17 protein-coding genes are annotated in these 16,094 nt (G+C 71.0%); 1 reads left to right on the forward strand and 16 read right to left on the reverse strand.

Annotation, left to right across the window (positions count from 1 at the left end; translation table 11 throughout):
* The gene (locus tag QM572_RS02515; RefSeq protein ID WP_415089684.1) at window positions 1-1,569 is read right to left on the reverse strand and encodes a class I adenylate-forming enzyme family protein; all 1,569 of its coding nucleotides are present in this window, start codon (window positions 1,567-1,569) and stop codon (window positions 1-3) included.
* 395 nt (window positions 1,570-1,964) lie between these two features.
* Here QM572_RS02515 and QM572_RS02520 point away from each other — a divergent pair, with 395 nt between their 5' ends.
* A complete protein-coding gene (locus tag QM572_RS02520) occupies window positions 1,965-2,981 on the forward strand; it encodes a hypothetical protein (protein ID WP_415089687.1) in 1,017 nt (338 codons plus the stop codon).
* A 24-nt stretch (window positions 2,982-3,005) separates the two neighbouring features.
* Here the strand turns inward: QM572_RS02520 and QM572_RS02525 are convergent, their stop codons facing one another.
* The 15 genes from QM572_RS02525 to QM572_RS02595 all read right to left on the reverse strand — a co-directional run.
* The gene (locus QM572_RS02525) at window positions 3,006-3,800 is read right to left on the reverse strand and encodes an IclR family transcriptional regulator (protein ID WP_415089689.1); all 795 of its coding nucleotides are present in this window, start codon (window positions 3,798-3,800) and stop codon (window positions 3,006-3,008) included.
* 119 nt (window positions 3,801-3,919) lie between these two features.
* On the reverse strand, window positions 3,920-4,624 hold the full coding sequence (locus QM572_RS02530) for an ABC transporter ATP-binding protein (RefSeq protein ID WP_415089691.1): 705 nt from the start codon (window positions 4,622-4,624) through the stop codon (window positions 3,920-3,922).
* Entirely contained in the window at window positions 4,624-5,412 is a 789-nt protein-coding gene (locus tag QM572_RS02535) for an ABC transporter ATP-binding protein (protein ID WP_415089693.1), read from the reverse strand. The genes QM572_RS02530 and QM572_RS02535 overlap by 1 nt, the downstream gene beginning before the upstream one ends.
* The gene (locus QM572_RS02540) at window positions 5,409-6,437 is read right to left on the reverse strand and encodes a branched-chain amino acid ABC transporter permease (protein WP_415089696.1); all 1,029 of its coding nucleotides are present in this window, start codon (window positions 6,435-6,437) and stop codon (window positions 5,409-5,411) included. Before QM572_RS02540 ends, QM572_RS02535 begins: the two co-directional genes overlap by 4 nt.
* Window positions 6,438-6,450: 13 nt before the next feature.
* Entirely contained in the window at window positions 6,451-7,323 is an 873-nt protein-coding gene (locus QM572_RS02545; RefSeq protein WP_415089698.1) for a branched-chain amino acid ABC transporter permease, read from the reverse strand.
* 10 nt (window positions 7,324-7,333) lie between these two features.
* Window positions 7,334-8,545, reverse strand: coding sequence for an ABC transporter substrate-binding protein (locus QM572_RS02550; protein ID WP_415089700.1), 1,212 nt, complete (start codon window positions 8,543-8,545; stop codon window positions 7,334-7,336).
* A gap of 121 nt (window positions 8,546-8,666) precedes the next feature.
* Entirely contained in the window at window positions 8,667-10,196 is a 1,530-nt protein-coding gene (locus QM572_RS02555) for an AMP-binding protein (protein WP_415089702.1), read from the reverse strand.
* Window positions 10,193-11,299, reverse strand: a complete 1,107-nt coding sequence (locus QM572_RS02560; RefSeq protein WP_415089704.1) for a phosphotransferase family protein — start codon at window positions 11,297-11,299, stop codon at window positions 10,193-10,195. The genes QM572_RS02555 and QM572_RS02560 overlap by 4 nt, the downstream gene beginning before the upstream one ends.
* 70 nt (window positions 11,300-11,369) lie before the next feature.
* On the reverse strand, window positions 11,370-12,035 hold the full coding sequence (locus tag QM572_RS02565; RefSeq protein ID WP_415089706.1) for a PaaI family thioesterase: 666 nt from the start codon (window positions 12,033-12,035) through the stop codon (window positions 11,370-11,372).
* Window positions 12,036-12,152: 117 nt separating this feature from the next.
* A complete protein-coding gene (locus tag QM572_RS02570) occupies window positions 12,153-12,440 on the reverse strand; it encodes a cytochrome C oxidase subunit IV family protein (protein WP_415089709.1) in 288 nt (95 codons plus the stop codon).
* The gene (locus QM572_RS02575) at window positions 12,437-13,093 is read right to left on the reverse strand and encodes a cytochrome c oxidase subunit 3 (RefSeq protein WP_415089711.1); all 657 of its coding nucleotides are present in this window, start codon (window positions 13,091-13,093) and stop codon (window positions 12,437-12,439) included. Before QM572_RS02575 ends, QM572_RS02570 begins: the two co-directional genes overlap by 4 nt.
* Window positions 13,094-13,103: 10 nt before the next feature.
* Window positions 13,104-13,835, reverse strand: a complete 732-nt coding sequence (locus QM572_RS02580; protein WP_415089713.1) for a hypothetical protein — start codon at window positions 13,833-13,835, stop codon at window positions 13,104-13,106.
* A complete protein-coding gene (locus tag QM572_RS02585) occupies window positions 13,835-15,103 on the reverse strand; it encodes an NAD(P)/FAD-dependent oxidoreductase (RefSeq protein ID WP_415089715.1) in 1,269 nt (422 codons plus the stop codon). Before QM572_RS02585 ends, QM572_RS02580 begins: the two co-directional genes overlap by 1 nt.
* Before the next feature lie 6 nt (window positions 15,104-15,109).
* Window positions 15,110-15,301, reverse strand: a complete 192-nt coding sequence (locus tag QM572_RS02590; protein WP_415089717.1) for a ferredoxin — start codon at window positions 15,299-15,301, stop codon at window positions 15,110-15,112.
* 42 nt (window positions 15,302-15,343) lie between these two features.
* Window positions 15,344-16,094, reverse strand: a 751-nt coding sequence (locus QM572_RS02595; protein WP_415089719.1) for a hypothetical protein, incomplete at its 5' end; no start/stop codon positions are given.

A 16,094-nucleotide genomic window follows, 5' to 3' on the forward strand; every position in this document is an offset into this window, starting at 1 on the left:
TCAGGACCCTCCGACGAGGCTCTCCCGGCCCTCCCAGAACGGCTTGCGCAGCACCGCTCGCTGAACCTTGCCGGCGCCGGAGACCGGCAGCTCGGTCACGAACCGCACCGCGGCGATCCGCTTCACCTTCCCCAGCCTGTCCCGGGTCAACGCGATCAGCTCGCCCTCGTCGACCTGCTCGCCGGCCACGTCGTCGGTTCGCACCACGAAGGCGAGCGGCGTCTCCCCCCACACGTCGTGAGGCACGCCGACCACGCAGGCCTGCGCCACGCCGGGGTGGGAGACCAGGGCCTCCTCGATCTCGAGCGGCCAGACGTTGTAGCCGCCGGAGATGATCATGTCGTCCTTGCGGTCGGCGAGATACAGGAAGCCCTCCTCGTCGACGTAGCCCATGTCGCGGGTCAGCACGCTGCCGTCGGGCAGCACCCGCGTGGCGTAGGTCTCCGGGTCGCCCCACAGGCCGCTCATGGCGCCCGGCGACCGGGCGGCGACCTCACCGACCTGGCCGGTCGGGAGCGGCCTGCCCTCGTCGTCGACGATGGTCAGCACGACGTTCGGCGAGGGCCGACCCGCCGAGCGCAGCAGCCGTCGCGCACGGTCGGAGTCGCTCAGCTCGTGCTCGTGCGGCAGCAGCATCGTGACGGGCGCGACCTCGCTCTGTGCGTACATCTGATGGAGCACGGGACCGAACAGCCGGATCGCGCCACGCATGGTCTGCTCGGAGATCGGGGCGCCGGCATAGGTGATGCAGCGCAGCGAGGAGTAGTCGCGCGTGACAGCCGACGGGTCACCGAGGACCTTCTGGATCATCGTGGGGACCATGGCGGCGTACGTCGCGCGCTCCTCCTCGACCAGGCGCCCGAACTCGGCCGCATCGAAGACCGGCATCGGCGCCAGCGTGGCGCCGACCGCCAGCATCCCCCAGAGGTAGGCGACGCTGAGGTGGGCCAGTGAGGTGGCGGCGAGGTAGGTGTCGAGCTCGCTGAGCTGGGGCGTCATCCAGCGCCACTCGGAGTTGTAGGCGAGCCAGTCGCGGACGTTGTAGTAGATGCCCTTGGGCCGCCCCGTGGTGCCACTGGAGAATCTGATGATGTGAGCGTCGTCCGGTCGCGCCTCGATCTCCGGAACGGTGGAATCGGCGGTAGCGACCAGGTCGTCGTATCGCAGGAGGCCGGGATGCTCCTTCTCCCCGAGCACCAGGACGGCCTTGAGGTCGGGCAGGCTCGACAGCCGCGGCTCGATCAGGGGGAGGTGGCGGGGGTCGACGATGAGCGCCGTGGCGCCGATCTTCTCCAGCAGGTACACGTTCGTGTCGATCGTGTAGTAGGTGTAGAGCGTCGCGATCGGGGTGTTGCCCAAGGCGCACGCCGCCGCGATCTCGACGGTCTCGAAGACGTTGTCCGACAGCACGGCGACTCGGTCCTGGACGCTGACGCCGAGGGCTGCCAGCCCATTGGCCAGCCGGGCCGCGCGATCCAGCACCTCGCCGTACGTCTGCCGGCGGCCGGCGAACGACACCGCGACGTTGTCGCGGTACATCCGTCCTGACTTCCGGACGATCGTGCCCATGTCCACGGTGTGACCTCCCTGCCGGCGAGCTGGTGCGCCCACCAGACGAACACCGGCGGATCGGGCCCGACAAGACACGTGCGAGATCCTCGGACGCCGGTTGCCGGCCATCCGCAGGTCCTCGACCTCGGTGGCGATGCACTGACAGGCACGGTGGTCTTCCCGACGCCGTTCCCCTCCCCGACCGACGGCGCGCTCGCCGACTGATCCTCAGATCGTCTCCCCCAAGGGCGACGGCTTCGCCACGGCGTCGGACTTCCAGCCGGCACCGGACGTCGAGCTCGGCGGCGCCTGACCCGGACCGGGCCGGCCGACATATCCGCACGAGGTTGGCCGGGCGGCCGCCACGCTCCCTACGTTCGGGGTACTGCCACGACCTGAAAAGAGGCGCACCGATGCGACTGCTCACATCCAGCGAGGACGAGCTGGTCACCGGCCTGCCGGCCGGCGCGGGGCCGGACTTCTTCGACCGGTTCTACTTCAACCTCCATCCGGCCTCGGCGCCCACTCCCCTGATCATGGTGGGCGCCGGGGTCTATCCCGGTCGCGGACTCACCGACGGCTACGTGATCGTGGTGCGAGAGAAGCTGCAGTCCAACCTGCGCTTCTCCACCACGGCGCCCGGCCCGGTCACCGGCGTCGGGCCACTGGCGTGGTCGACGGCCGAGCCGCTCAGCACCTGGTCGCTGCGACTGGGCGCCAATCCCCTCGGCGTCGAGCTCGACGTCACCTGGACCGCCCGGACCTCGCCATGGCGCACCGAGGACATCGTGGTCGACAACGGCCGCGGCGGCCGCTCCGACTTCAGTCACTTCTTCCAGTCCGGCAGCTACTCCGGCCGCATCGTCGTCGACGGCACTGAGGTCGACGCCTCGACGTGGCTCGGCCAGCGCGACCGCTCCCGCGGCGTGCGCGTGGTCGCCGGCGGCCAGGGTCTGCACCTGTGGGTGCAGGCGCAGTTCGCGGACCGCTCCGTCGCGTTCATCATGGACGAGGACCGCGCCTATCAGCGCCGCCTCCTCGACGGCGCCGTGCTGTGGACGGACGGCAGCGCCGACCCGATCACGGACGTGCGACACACACTCTCCTTCGACGACGGCCTCGACCTCACCAGCGGCGAGCTGGCGATCCGGACCGCCTCCGGCGACGCCTTCACCCTCCACGTCGACGGCTCGGCCGGCGGCGGCTTCCTGTCCGGAGGCGGGTACGGCGGGTGGCATGGTCAGCACCACGGGACGAATGCCCTGGAGCACGACGACTTTCCGCTCGACGGCACCGTCACGCCGCGCAACCTGGACATGCCGCTCACCGACCGGCCGGCCGCCTTCCGTATCGGCGACGAGGCGGGGACGGGGGTCTTCGAGTTCGCCGTGACCCGTAGTCCGTCGTACCGGTACCGGGCCTCGGCCTGACGCGAGGGGCCGGGGCCCCTCGCGTCAGGCGCCGACCATCTCGCGGGTGGCCTCGGAGTCGGCTTGCAGGCTCTCGGCCAGGGTGGCGCTGAGGGTGGCGCCCATCCGGGTCAGGAACCGGTAGTGCCGCTTCTCGAACTCACCGAGCCGCTCGACCGGCATCGACACGCTGAGGGCTGCGATGGCGTGGCGGTCGGGGCCGTAGACCGGCACCGCGAAGCCCCCGATCCCGAGATCCGCCTCCTCGCGGTTGAGCGCAACCGTGCCACCTCGGACATCGCGCAGCTGGTCGGCGAGGCTGCCGAGGTCGCCGATGGAGTTGACCGTCCGACGTTGCAGCTTCCCGCTTCGGCCGAGCACCCGCTTCGCGACCTCCGTCCACGGCATGTCGGCGAGGAGCACCTTCCCGGAGGCGGTGCAGTGCGCCTCGATGGGGCTGCCCGGCTGGGCGTGGGACTGATTGACCCCGCCGTCGGCGAGCACCCGCGCGATGAAGACGAGTCGGTGGCCGTCCCAGATCGCCAGGTGCGTGGTCTCCCCCGTCTCGTGGGAGATCGTGTTCAGGATGCCCGGAGCGTGGCGCCGCAGCAGGTCGGCGTCGACGAGACCGCTGGCCATCATCAGGATCCGCCAGCCCAGCCGGTAGCGCGACCGCCCGGTCCGGCGCAGCAGGTCGATCGCCGCCAGGCTCGACACCACCTCGTAGGCGTTGGACTTCGGCACGCCCAGTGCCGCGGCGATCTCGCTGACGCCCCACTCCGGGCGGTCGCGAGTGAACAGCTCGAGGACTTCTCCCGTGCGCACGACGGTGCTCAGCATCGACGCTCCCTTTCGACCGACGAGTCACCGAATGTGATCGACGTCATATTCTGATTCGATAATAGATTAAATTTCAAGCCCATGGGTCCGCCGACCTGGGACCCTGACGCCCAGCCGGCTCAGCCGTTGCCGAGATAGGCCCGCGCGATGAGGCCGGCGCCGGAGCCGGCCATGTCGAGCTCGGAGACGACCCGCCCACGGTCCAGCAACAGGACCCGCTGGCAGAGCACCTCGAGGAGGTGCGGATTCTGCTCCATCAGCACGATCGCGACGCCACTGTCGCGGATCTCGCTCAGCGACTGGGCAAGTCCGGCGATCGCGACCGGCGAAAGGCCCAGGGAGGGCTCGTCCAGCACGATCACTCGCGGCGCTTGCACCAAGGCGCGCCCCAGGGCGAGCCACTGCTGCTCCCCGCCGCTCATCGCCCCGGCGTGATGATCTGACTTCCTGTGCAGCGTGGGGAACATGGCGAAGACGCGTTCGAGGGCAGCGTCGTCGAGCGGTCGACCGGCACCATAGGCGGCCATCTCGAGGTTCTCCCTGACGGTCAGGTCGGCGAAGACGAGCCGGCCCTCCGGCACCAGGGCAAGGCCGGCACGCACCCGCTGGCGCGGCGAGAGCCCGTCCAGCGACCGGCCGTCGAGCTCGACCGTCCCCGCGTGCGCGCGCAGCAGGCCGTGGACGGTGCGGGCCAGGCACGTCTTCCCGGCGCCGTTGCGACCGATCAGCCCGACCGCTACACCGGCTTCGACGCCGAAGGTGATATCGGTCAGCACGGACGCGCTCGGCGTATAGCCCGCCGACAGGCTCGTGAGCCTCAGCATCAGATCTGCTCCTCGTGTCGGCCGACCGACGCCGGTGACTCGTGACGTGGTCCGAGATACGCGTCGCGGACCCTCGGGTCGCTGAGGACGACGTCGGGGACTCCCTCGCTCAGCGGTTGGCCGGCGTTCAGCACCAGCAGCCGGTCGCAGACGGCCGAGACCAGCGGGACATCGTGCTCGACGAGGCAGACCGCGGTCTCGGGATGGGCGGCACGGAAGGCGCCGAGCGCCGTCACGAGCTCGCCCCGCTCCTCGGAGCTGAGGCCGGCCGCCGGCTCGTCGAGCAGGAGCAGCGACGGAGCGGCCGCAGCGGCGCGAGCCACCTCCGCGAGCTTGCCGGCGCCGTACGGGGCGGCTCCGGGGAGCTCGTGCTGGAAGTCGGCGCAACCGAACATGTCGAGCAGCTCGCGGCTGCGCTGGCCGAAGCGGGCTCTCGGCCCTGACCCGCGACGGTGCCGGCGACGACCCAGCCGCTCGCCGAGCAGCACGTTCTCCATGAGCGTCAGCGACGGCGCCAGCTGGGGGTGCTGGAAGGTGCGGACGATGCCGCTGCGGGCCCGCTGCCCCGCACCGCGACGCACGATGCTCTGACCGCGCAGCTCGAGGGTGCCCTCGTGAGCCAGGTAGACCCCCGAGATGACGTTGAGGAGCGTCGTCTTCCCCGAGCCGTTGGGCCCGATCAGACCGAGGTGGTCGCCCGGCGCGAGCGAGATGTCGACCTTGTCCACGGCGGCGACGCCGCCGAACCGCATGGTGAGGCCTCGGCCCACCAACAGCTCCTCGCTCATCGGCCTCTCCTCTCCGCGACCGCGGTGACGAGCCGGTCAGGCAGGCCCCCCAGGCCGCCCGATCCGACCAGGAGCGCGACCAGGAGCACCCCTCCGAAGACCACGCCCGAGGAGGAGGCGGGCAGGAAGCTCTGGATGTTGGGCGGCAGGGTGCCCACCAGCAGGCCGCCGATCCAGGCTCCCGCGACGTTGCGGGCACCGCCGACCAGGCCCGCCACGAAGAGGGAGATGGAGAGGAACAGCACGAAGATGGTCGGGTTCAGGTAGCCGACGGTGATCGCGTACATCGCCCCGGCGACAGCGCCGAGGACGGTCGCCCAGGTCCAGACCGCCACCTTGACGATGGTGACCCGAACGCCGAAGACACGGGCCGCTGCAGGCGACTCACCGACCACGAACAGGAGCCGGCCGACCGGTCCGGCCAGGCCGGCCAGTGTCAGCCCGCCGGCGATCACGAAGACCGCGCTGACCACGACGAGCATCGTCATCGACGATCCGTCGAGGAGGACCGAGCCGACCTGCACCGGCGGCACCGCCGTGCCGGCGTCCCCGCCGGTCACCTCGGAGAGCGCGATGGCCACGTCGGGGATCGCATAGGCGAGCGCGAAGGTCGCCAGCGCGGTGAAGATCCCCTGCAGTCGCACGGTGGGGATGGCCAGCAGCACCCCGATCGCCGTACTGGCGAGCAGGACCAGGAGCAGCGAGCCGATCAGGCCGAGGTCGTGGTTGAGGCCCCAGGCCATCGCATAGGCGCCGACCGCCATCGAGGCACCTGCGGCCAGGTTGATCTCCCCCAGCGTGCCGTTGATGGCGTTGTTGCCGAGCACCGCGACGGCGTAGATCGTGCCGATCACCAGCGAGTAGCGCAGCGCGGAGTCGCCGACCGCACCGGCGAGCAGGACCAGCAGCGCCACGGCCGCGACGGCGGCGACGCGCACCGGCAGCAGTCGGCCGCGGCCCGATTCGAGGGATGCCCGCAGGCTCGGGCGCACGCGCGCGGGTGGCGGAGTCGCCTTGTCCGTCATCTCCATCACGTCGTCAGACCCGTACGACCGGGGCTCGCCCGAACAAGCCGTGCGGCCTCAGGATCAGGATGACGACCAGAGCCACGAAGAGCAGAGCCGTCACCAGGTTGGGACTGATGTAGGCCGCGGTCAGGTTCGTGATGAAGCCGATGAGGACCCCCGAGATCACCGCGCCGTAGAGACTGTCGAACCCGCCGATGACCAACGCCGCGAAGCCGAACACCAGGATGCTGTTGACGCTGGTCGGGGTCAGCGCATAGATCGGCGCGATGAAGAGGCCGCAGAGACCGGCCAGCCCGCCGGCGACCATCCAGCTGACCCGCTTGAGCCGCTTGGCGTCGAGGCCCAGGACCATCGCCGCGTCCGCATTGCCGTGCACCGCGCGCATCGCCACCCCTGCACGGGTACGACGGAAGGCGACCGAGAGCGCCGCGACGACCGCAACGCACACGACCAGCGACAGCGCGTCCGCACGCGAGACCCCGACCGGCCCGATGGAGAACGCCGTCGCCTGACCCGCCGAGGGGAACGACCGGGCATCGGCGCCGAACAGCAGGTTCTCGCCACCTTGGATCATCACGCTCACGCCGATGGTCGAGATGGCGGCGACCAGGATGCCGAACCGCTCCAGCGGCACGACGACCAGCGAGCCGACCACACCGCCGATGACCGCGCCGGCGACGACGACGCCGAGGGCGACCAGCAGATAGGGCAGCCCGCCGCTGTGCAGCCAGTAGCCGGCGTAGAGCGCGAGCGCGGCAATGTCCCCCTGGGCGAAGCTGACGTAGCCGGAGACTCGATAGATGACGATCAGCGCGATGCCGGCGAGGGCGTAGATGAAGCCGCTGATCACGCCCGAGATCAGGCTGGACTCGAGGAGGAACATCGCCGGCCGCTCACTTCCCGGCTGCGACGTCGGGCAGCTCGCGCAGGTCGGTCAGGGCGACGAACTGCCCGTCCTTGACGCCGATGATGCGGGCCTGTCGCTGGCCGCTGTGCTGATCCGCGCTCCAGGACAGGCCGTTGACGTAGCCGTTGTCGACCGTGGTGCCGGGCATCGCTGCCACGATCTCCTTGCTGGTCGGCACCCCGCCGTCGGCGGCCTCGACCGCGCGGCGGAGCACCTCGGTGCAGACGCTGGCGCTGGTCCAGCCGAGCATGGCGATCGTGTCGGTCTGGTCCACGTCGGGGGCGTACTTCGTCAGCACGTCCTGGAAGTCCTTGGCCTCGGGGGCGTCGCCGAGCAGGAAGGGCGAGGAGAAGACGATGTTGCCGCTGTCGAGCGCCCCGCCGCTGAGGTCGAAGAGGGTCTTGGTGAGCGCCGGCCAGGCGGCGCCCCAGGTCGGCTCGTAGCCGATCTTGGCGGCGGCCTTGAAGACCTGGGAGATGACCGGGGCGGTGTTGTTGACGACCACGAAGTCAGCGCCGGACTGCTTGAGCTTGGCCACCAGCGCCGACTGGTCGGGGGCCGTGCCGTTGAAGCTCACCGTCGCCACCGGCTCCAAGCCGAGCTCCTCGAGCTCCCCGGTGGCACCGGCGAGCGTGGGCTGACCGACCGAGTCGTCGGTGTAGGCGATGGCGATCTTCGTGGCGTGGAGGTCCTCGACGGCGTACTTCACCAGGTCTGCCGCGAGCGGGGTGTACGTCGGCACCTGGAGGAACGACGTCTTGCCGATCAGCTCGTCGGAGCCGGCGGCGGGCACGATGCCGATGTCGTGCGCCTCGAGGTAGGGCTTGACCGCGACGGTGGTCGGCGAGCCGGCCGGGCCGCAGATCATCGAGACCTTGTCGCGCTCGACCAGCGTGCGTGCCGCTGCCGGGGTCTGGGCCGGGTTGAGCTGGTCGTCCTCGGTCACGAACGTGACCGGGTGCCCGTCGATGCCGCCCTTGGCGTTGAGGTCGTCGTAGTAGGCGCCGATGGCGTCGTAGAGGACCTTCAGGGACGCTGCGGGACCCGTGAGCGGGCCATAGGCGCCGATCACGATCGGATCTGTGGATGCCGACGCACCGCCGTCGGACTCTCCGGAGCTCTCGGAGCCACCACAGGCCGCGAGGGCGGCCGAGGCGGCCAGCACGAGTGCGGCCGAGCCCGCGACCCTGCGAAACACACCACTGCGAACGTTCATCTGTCTCTCTCCATTGCGTCGATGCGTGCCTCCGCACGCGTGTGCCGAGCGTCACAGAGGCCCGGCTCGGCCTGAAAGCGCTGTGCGGAATCGCCGGACAGGCTCAGCGCAGCTCGAAGCGCCGCACCTTGCCGGTGACGGTCCGCGGCAGGTCCTCGTCACGGAAGGTCCAGTGCTTCGGGACCTTGAAGCCGGCGAGCTCTGCTCGCACGAAGGCCGTCAACTCGTCCTGCGATGTGGCGGTGCCCGAGTTCAGGACCACGAAGGCGTGGCCCACTTCGCCGTATCTGTCGTCGGGCACCCCGACGACCGCGGCCTCCCGGACCGCCGGATGCGTGGCGATGACCCGCTCGACCTCGGCCGGATAGACGTTGAGGCCGCCGCTGACGATCATCTCCTTGACCCGTCCCGCGACGTGGACGAAGCCGCCCTCGTCGACGTAGCCGCGATCGCCGGTGCGCAGCCAGCCGTCCACCACCGCCGTCGTCTCCCCGCCGGTTCGGCTGTGGTAGCCCGACGACGACTGCGGCGAGCGGACGGCGATCTCGCCGTGCTCGCCGGCGGGCAGGACCCGGCCTGCGTCATCGACGACGCGCACGTTGGCGGTGATCGAGCTGAGGCCGGCGGCGCCGCCGTGCTCGGCCACGTCGTCGGCACTCAGGTAGAGCATCGTGGAGGGGAACTCCGAGACGCCGTAGCCCTGGTTGAGCTCGAGCCCGGGGACGCGAGCCTGCACCTCCTTGATCTCGGCGGCGCTGACCGGCTCGCCGCCCGAGAGGACCAGCCGCAGCGAGGTGAGGTCGTGGGCGTCCAGCGCGCCGGATCCGAGCACCATGCGCAGCACGGAGGGGGCGAACATCCCGGTCGTCACGCGGTGGCGCTCGATGGTGGCGCAGAAGTCGTGCGGATCGAATCCGCCGGTCTCCTTCAGCACGACCGTTCCACCGCGCCACAACGTGCTCAGCGTGAGGCAGTGCAGCCCGGCCGCCCAGCTCAGCGAGGGCACCACGAAGTGGACGTCGGCGGCGGAGACGCCGAAGTCGACGATCTGACCCAGCGCGTTGAACAGCACCGTGGCATGGGTGTGGATGGCTCCCTTCGGGAAGCCGGTCGTGCCCGAGGTGTACTGCAGCAGGAGCCGCTCGTCGGCACTCACCGATTCCGGTGGGCAGCCGACGGGGTCGCTCGCGAGCAGTGAGGCGTACGCCGTCGCGCCGGTCGGGACCTCGTCGCCGACCACGATCCTGGTCGGTCCGACGGGTGGGGGCGGGCACCCGCCAGCACCGGCGAGCAGGTCTGGTTCGGTGATGATCCAGCTCGCGCCGGAGTCGGCGACGATGAACTCGACCTCATGGGGGTGCAGGAGGTAGTTGAGCGGGACCACGACGCCACCGAGGTGGGCGACGGCGAAGACCGCCTCCAGATACTCCGGCCGGTTCTTCAGCAGCACCGCCACCACGTCGCCGCGGCGCAGGCCGAGCCTGCTCAAGCCGGCAGCCACGCGTCGCACGCCGTCGGCCAGCTCGCCGTAGTCGATCACCCGGTCGCCGAACGCGATGGCGGGCGCGCTCGGGTCGCGACCCCAGGCGGTGCGTGGCCGGAGCACGATGTCGGCCAGCCCGAACAGGCTCATGCCCATCCTCCCTCGATCGCCAGCAGTGCCTGGTCGGCAAGTTCCGGCACGCCGCTCTCGAGCTCGAGAATGAACGGATCGTCGGTGGTGCCGGCGAGGCCGCGACGGTAGAAGCTCTCGAGTCCCACCGCGGTGCGCCAGAAGGCGAGCACCAGCCACCAACGCAACCCGGTGAGGTCGCGACCGGTCGCCTCGGCGTACCTCCCGATCAGGTCGGCGCGGCTCGGGAATCCCGGGGCGACGACGGCGGTCGCCAGCGACAGCAGGGCCCCCCGCTCCTCCGGGCGCTCCGGGTAGGTGGAGAGCAGGTAGCCGAGATCGGAGAGCGGCTCGCCGATGGTGGCGAGCTCCCAGTCGAGCAGGGCGCGCACCCGGGCCTGGTCCGTCCGAGCCCACATCAGGTTGCCGAGCCTGAAGTCGCCGTGCACCAGCGCGGCCGGGCCGCTCGGCGGTGGCAGGTGCTCGCGCAGCCAGCGCTCGGCGGCGTCCACCGCGGGGATGTCGCGGGTGCGGTGACTCTCCCAGAGTCGCGAGAAGACGCTGAGCTGGCGTTCGGCCATGCCGTCGGGGCGACCGAGGCCACCGAGGCCGAGCTGCGCGTAGTCCTGGGCGTGCAGCAGCGCGAGGGTGTCGACGAAGGCCTCGCCCAGCCCGCGGTGCCCGGCCGGAGAGGCGAGCAGGGGAGGTACGGCGTCGGTGACGACGTCGCCGTCGAGCCAGTCCATGACGTAGAACGGCACGCCGAGCACCGCGCCGGTGGTCTCGACCGCGTCGATCCGCGGGACGGGGACGTCGCTGTCGGCGAGCGCCTGCTGCACGACCGCCTCGCGGCCCATGTCGTGCGCCTTGGGCTGGTAGGGCGGCCGCGGTGACCGGCGCAGCACCCCGCGCCAGTCATCGCGATCGAGCAGGAAGGTGACGTTGGAGTGGCCACCGCCGACGAGGGTCTCACGCAGCGGGCCGCTCCCGAGGCCGCGCTCGTCGAGGAAGCCCTCGACCGCAGCCCGGACCAGCAGCGGGGGCACCGCCAGCCCGGCCGCCTCGGCCTCGGTCGTCACGACGTCGACGAGAGCGCCTGCCCTGGTGCCCACAGAACTGTCCATGCAGCCAAGGTTCGGCACCTGACGGGCGCTGCTCAACCGCCGTGCGACACTCCCGAACCGCCGGCGTCACTCAGGTCGTCGCGCCGGTCGCCTCGTTCGCCCCAGACCCGGCACGGAAGCGCCGGACCTGCTCCGGGCGCAGTCGGTGGAAGAGCACCTCGGCCACGACCAACGGAGTGGACGGGTCGGACTCGACGGCGATGGCGGCATCCACCACGTCTCGCTCGCCTGGCCGCCTCCGGGCGGTCAGCAGCAGCGGGGCCTCGAGCGGCACCGGTCGCCGGAAGCGCAGCGATAGCGTGCTCGTCACCCGCTCGACGCCGGTCAGCTCGGGGACCTTGGCGCTCACCTCGTCGAGCAGCAGCGCGCTGACGCCGCCATGGACGTAGCCACGCGGGCCCTCGTACGCCCGGGACATCGAGCACCGTCCCTCGACCCGGTCGGCATGGCGTTCCAGCACCATCGGCGGCGCCAGCGGGTTGCCGACGCCCACCACGGGGCCGAAGAGCCGGCCGCCCGCGCGACCGACGTCGAGCGGCGAGATCCCGCCGGGTGGCCGGCGATGGGACCGAAGGCGGTCGATCGCCGCATCGAGCAGCAGGCCGACCTCGGCGAGCACCTCGGCGTCCGCGTCAGCCACGACGAGCAGCGCCACCAGCTCGCGCGCCCGTCCCGCAACGTCGATCGCGGCCGCTGCCGGATCGAGCCCTGCGGAGTCGTGGGATTCACCTGACATCACGGTCATCGGATCGTCGCCGCCGTCGGCACGGCAACCGCTGTTCGACATGCCCGCACGCGAGCGACCGGCTCCCGGTCGCGTGCGCGACGACGGCGGCGCTCTCGCGGCCCGCGCTCACGGCACGTAGAGCACCGAGACGGCTGTCCCGACCACGAGCAGCCAGGCGGCGAAGACGATCCGCAGCGCGGGCGGGGCGTGGCGGAGCTCCATGAAGTCCTGCCCGATGACGTAGACCTTCACCAGCGCGATCCAGAAGGCCAGGGCGCCGGCCACGCGCACGCCGAGGTCGGCGAGCGGATGGTCGGTGCCGAGCCAGACCGTGACGACGGTGGCGAGCATCAGGCCCACCCAGACGATGGTGGTCCGGTGCGGGACGCCACCGGCATCGGCGGGGGCGCTCATACGACGCACACCAGGTAGAGCAGGGTGAAGATCAGGACCCAGAGCAGGTCCACCATGTGCCAGTAGGCGCCGGCGGAGGCGCTCAGCAGCTCTCCTGCCCCGTCGGCCGTGCCGAGCCGGCGCCACCACAGCGCCAGCAGGGACATCCCGATCACCACGTGGAGCAGGTGCACGCCGGTCAGCACGAAGTAGAAGGTGAAGAAGGCGCTCGTGGCCGGGGTGTGCCCGCCGCCGATCTCGAGGGCGTACTCCACCGCCTTGAGCGCGCCGAAGACGAGCCCGCATCCGATCGCGCCGGCCAGGAGCCGACGAGCGGGAGCGGGCCGTCCCGCCCGGGTGGCCGCGAGCGCGCGGACGACGAGGTAGGAGCTGAGGAGGAGGACGAAGGTGTTGACCGCGCCGATCGGCTGGTGGAGCGCCTGCGTCGCCGCCGCGAAGAGCTCACGGTCCTGCCTGTTCTCCCAGGTGAACACGACGAAGAAGGCGCCGAAGAGGCTCATGTCGCCGAGCAGGAAGATCCAGACCCCCGGTTCGCCGGGCACGCGTCCCCGGCCGGGGTTCGGTGGCGGTGTGGCCGCACCGGCGACGGCGGCGCGCGCCTCCCGCTCGGTGCTCGGCGCCCAGAGGAAGTCCGGCAGCTCGAGATCGGGCATGGCGCCGGCGTCAGGCGGCCGCCGGGACCGGCGGCTGCGCCGTCGAGGCCTCGACGAGCTCGGCGTTCGCGCGACGCGTGACGACGCCCATCACCACCAGGAAGACGGAGTACGCCGTCAGGGCGAGCCAGAAGACGAAGACCCCGTTCCACCCGAAGGGCCCGGAGAGGAAGAAGTAGGCCAGCACGTCCGGGACGAAGGCGAACGCGACCAGCAGGTTCACGTAGCCGACCCAGCGCGGGAAGGTCTCCCGCCGGTCGGAGAGGATCGCCACGCCGATCGCGACGTTCTGGAAGATGAACGGCATGATCGGTGTGAAGAAGATCAGCCACGTCACGTCGTTCAGCAGGCTGATCGTCTCGGCCGACCTGGTCTCGGGCCGGAAGCACAGCACGGCGAACAGCATCGACGGCAGCAGGTTGATGAACATCGTGACCGACCCGGCGCCGAGCTGGAGGAAGCTGAGCAGTGGCAGCCGTCCCTCCATCCGCATCATGTGCATCGAGATGACCCCGACGAGCGGGAAGATGAAGCAGATCCCCACCGTGGCGAGGACGAAGCCGATCATGCGCCGGGTCGAGTCGCTGGTGTAGAAGTCGAAGACCTCCGGCTGCGAGTCCGACGGTCCGAGCGGCAGGGGGAGCAGCCCCGCGATCAGCCAGCCGGCGAGGGTGCTGCCGAGCGCGACGAACCCGCCCAGGGAGCAGAGGTTGAGCAGCCGGAGCCTGGTGTCCGGCGACATCAGGCGCTCGCCCCCTCGAGCCGGGCCGCCGCGCGCTTCCGGCCGAACTCGACGGCCTCGGCCCAGGGCGTCCTCTTCGAGATGAAGACGCGGTACTTCATGATCTCGGTCTGCCCGTTGAGCGTGAGGGCGCCGACGAGCCGATCGCCGCGGCGGTAGAGCGCGACCCACCGGGCGCTCTCCCCGGGGGTGCCCTCGACGACCAGGACCTCCTCGGCGTCCGGCGAGCCGACGAACTGGATCCGGGAGTCGTACCAGTCCGACCAGAAGTAGGGCACGGTGCCGTAGGGCTTGGCGTTCGCGGGGTCGATCGCGTTGCGCGCCGCCGCGGCTCCCTGCTCGGCGGCCGCGGTCCAGTTCTCCATCCGCTGTCGCTCCCCCATCGTCGGGTTGAGCCAGCTGGCGACGTCGCCGGCGGCATAGACGCCGGGGACGCCGGTCCAGAGGGTCTCGTCGCAGACGACCCCGTTCTCGCACGGCACACCGGAGCCAGCCAGCCACGCGGTGGCGGGCACGATGCCGATCCCGACGACGACGAGATCGGCGTCGATGGTCGAGCCGTCGTCCAGGACGACCCGCTCGACCTTGCCCTCGCCCTCGAGCCGGCTCACCCCGACGCCGCAGCGCAGCGTCGTGCCGTTGCGGTCGTGCAGCGAGGCGATCGCCTGGCCCATCGCCTCGCCGGTCGCGCGGACCAGCGGCGTGGGCAGCGCCTCGAGGACGGTGACCTCGACGCCGCGCTTCTTGGCCCCCGAGGCGACCTCGGAGCCGATGAAGCCCGCGCCGATGACGACCGTCCGGGCGCCCTTCTCCAACGCCGAGCGCACCGCGAGGGCATCGTCGAGCGTGCGGAGCGAGTAGACCCCCGAGAGCCCCTCCGACCCGGGGAGCTGCCGCGGGGTGGATCCTGTCGCGATCACGAGGCCGTCGTACGGGATCTCCCGCTCGCCGACGCGCACCACGCGACGCTCGGTGTCGAGGGCCGAGGCCGGCTCGCCGAGGACGAGCTCGATGCCGAGCTCGTCGCGGAAGAAGGACTCGTCGCGGAAGAACGGCAGCGCCGGGTCCTCGTCGCCGGGCTCCAGGAACGCCTTCGACAGGGGCGGCCGGTCATAGGGCAGATGCGACTCGGCGCCGACGAGGGTGACCGAGCCGGTGAAGCCGGTCTTGCGAGCCGCCTCGGCGGCGCGCAGGCCGGCGAGCGAGGCGCCGACGACCACGAGACGCTCGACGGAGGGAGCCGAGGCGTCCGGCATCGGGGACGACATGAGGGATCAGCGCTCGATCCGCAGCGCCTCGGTGGGGCAGCCGGCGACGGCCTCCTCGACGGCCTGGAGCTCCTCGTCGGTGATGTCCTCCTTGAGGAGGACGAGCTCGCCGGCGTCGTTGACCTCGAAGAAGTCGGGCGCGAGGGACTCGCAGATGCCCAGGCCGGTGCACTTGGCGAAGTCGACGGTGACCTTCATGGTGTTGCCTCTCTCTGTGTGGTTCAGCGGTGCAGACGTGGCTCAGGCCAGGGGGTACGCCCTGGCGATCTCCTCGACGACGATCTCGGCGGTCTCGGCGCAGGCCGTCGTACCGCCGTTGGCGTACTCCTTGACGGCGTCGCCGACGTTCCACAGGCCCAGGAGCGGGGTGGTGTGCGGGAGGTCGAAGCCGGCGACGGCACGCTGCGGCGGCCATCCGTCGCGGGTGATCGTGGTGGAGAGGATCCGCGCCTTCTCGTCGAAGCCGGGCACCTGCTCGCGCAGGTCCTCCAGCAGGATCTCGGTCTCGGCCTTCTCGTCGAAGTCGCCGATCGCGGGCTCGGGGACCGCCGTGCCGACGTAGAGGTGCCAGCCCTCGGGCGCCATCTCCGGGCAGATGTCGGTGAAGTTGGCGATGTAGGCGAGCCGGCGCGACTTGGCGAAGCTGAGCATGCCGGGCGCCTCGATCAGCCGCTCCCGGCTGGCGAAGTTGACGGTGATCATCGAGCAGGGCCGGTTCCGCTCGGTGATCAGCTCGACGTAGTCCGCGGGGAGGTTGTCCCGCCCGACGAGGTCCAGCGTGGCGAAGGGGCCGACGTCGCTGACCACCACCGGGGCGGTGAGCGTGACCTCCTCGCCGTCGCGCGACACGGTCACGCCGGTGACCGTGTCGCGGTCGACGGCGATGCCGGTGACCGGCGTCGAGAGCCACGGCGGCACGCTGTGGCTCTCGACGCCGGTCACCGGCATCGCCGTCGACCGCGACACGGTCACCGGCGTTACCGGGTCGCGC

Origin of the sequence: Nocardioides sp. (assembly GCF_047607365.1) — a bacterium.
In the GTDB taxonomy this organism is placed as follows: Bacteria; Actinomycetota; Actinomycetes; order Propionibacteriales; family Nocardioidaceae; genus Nocardioides.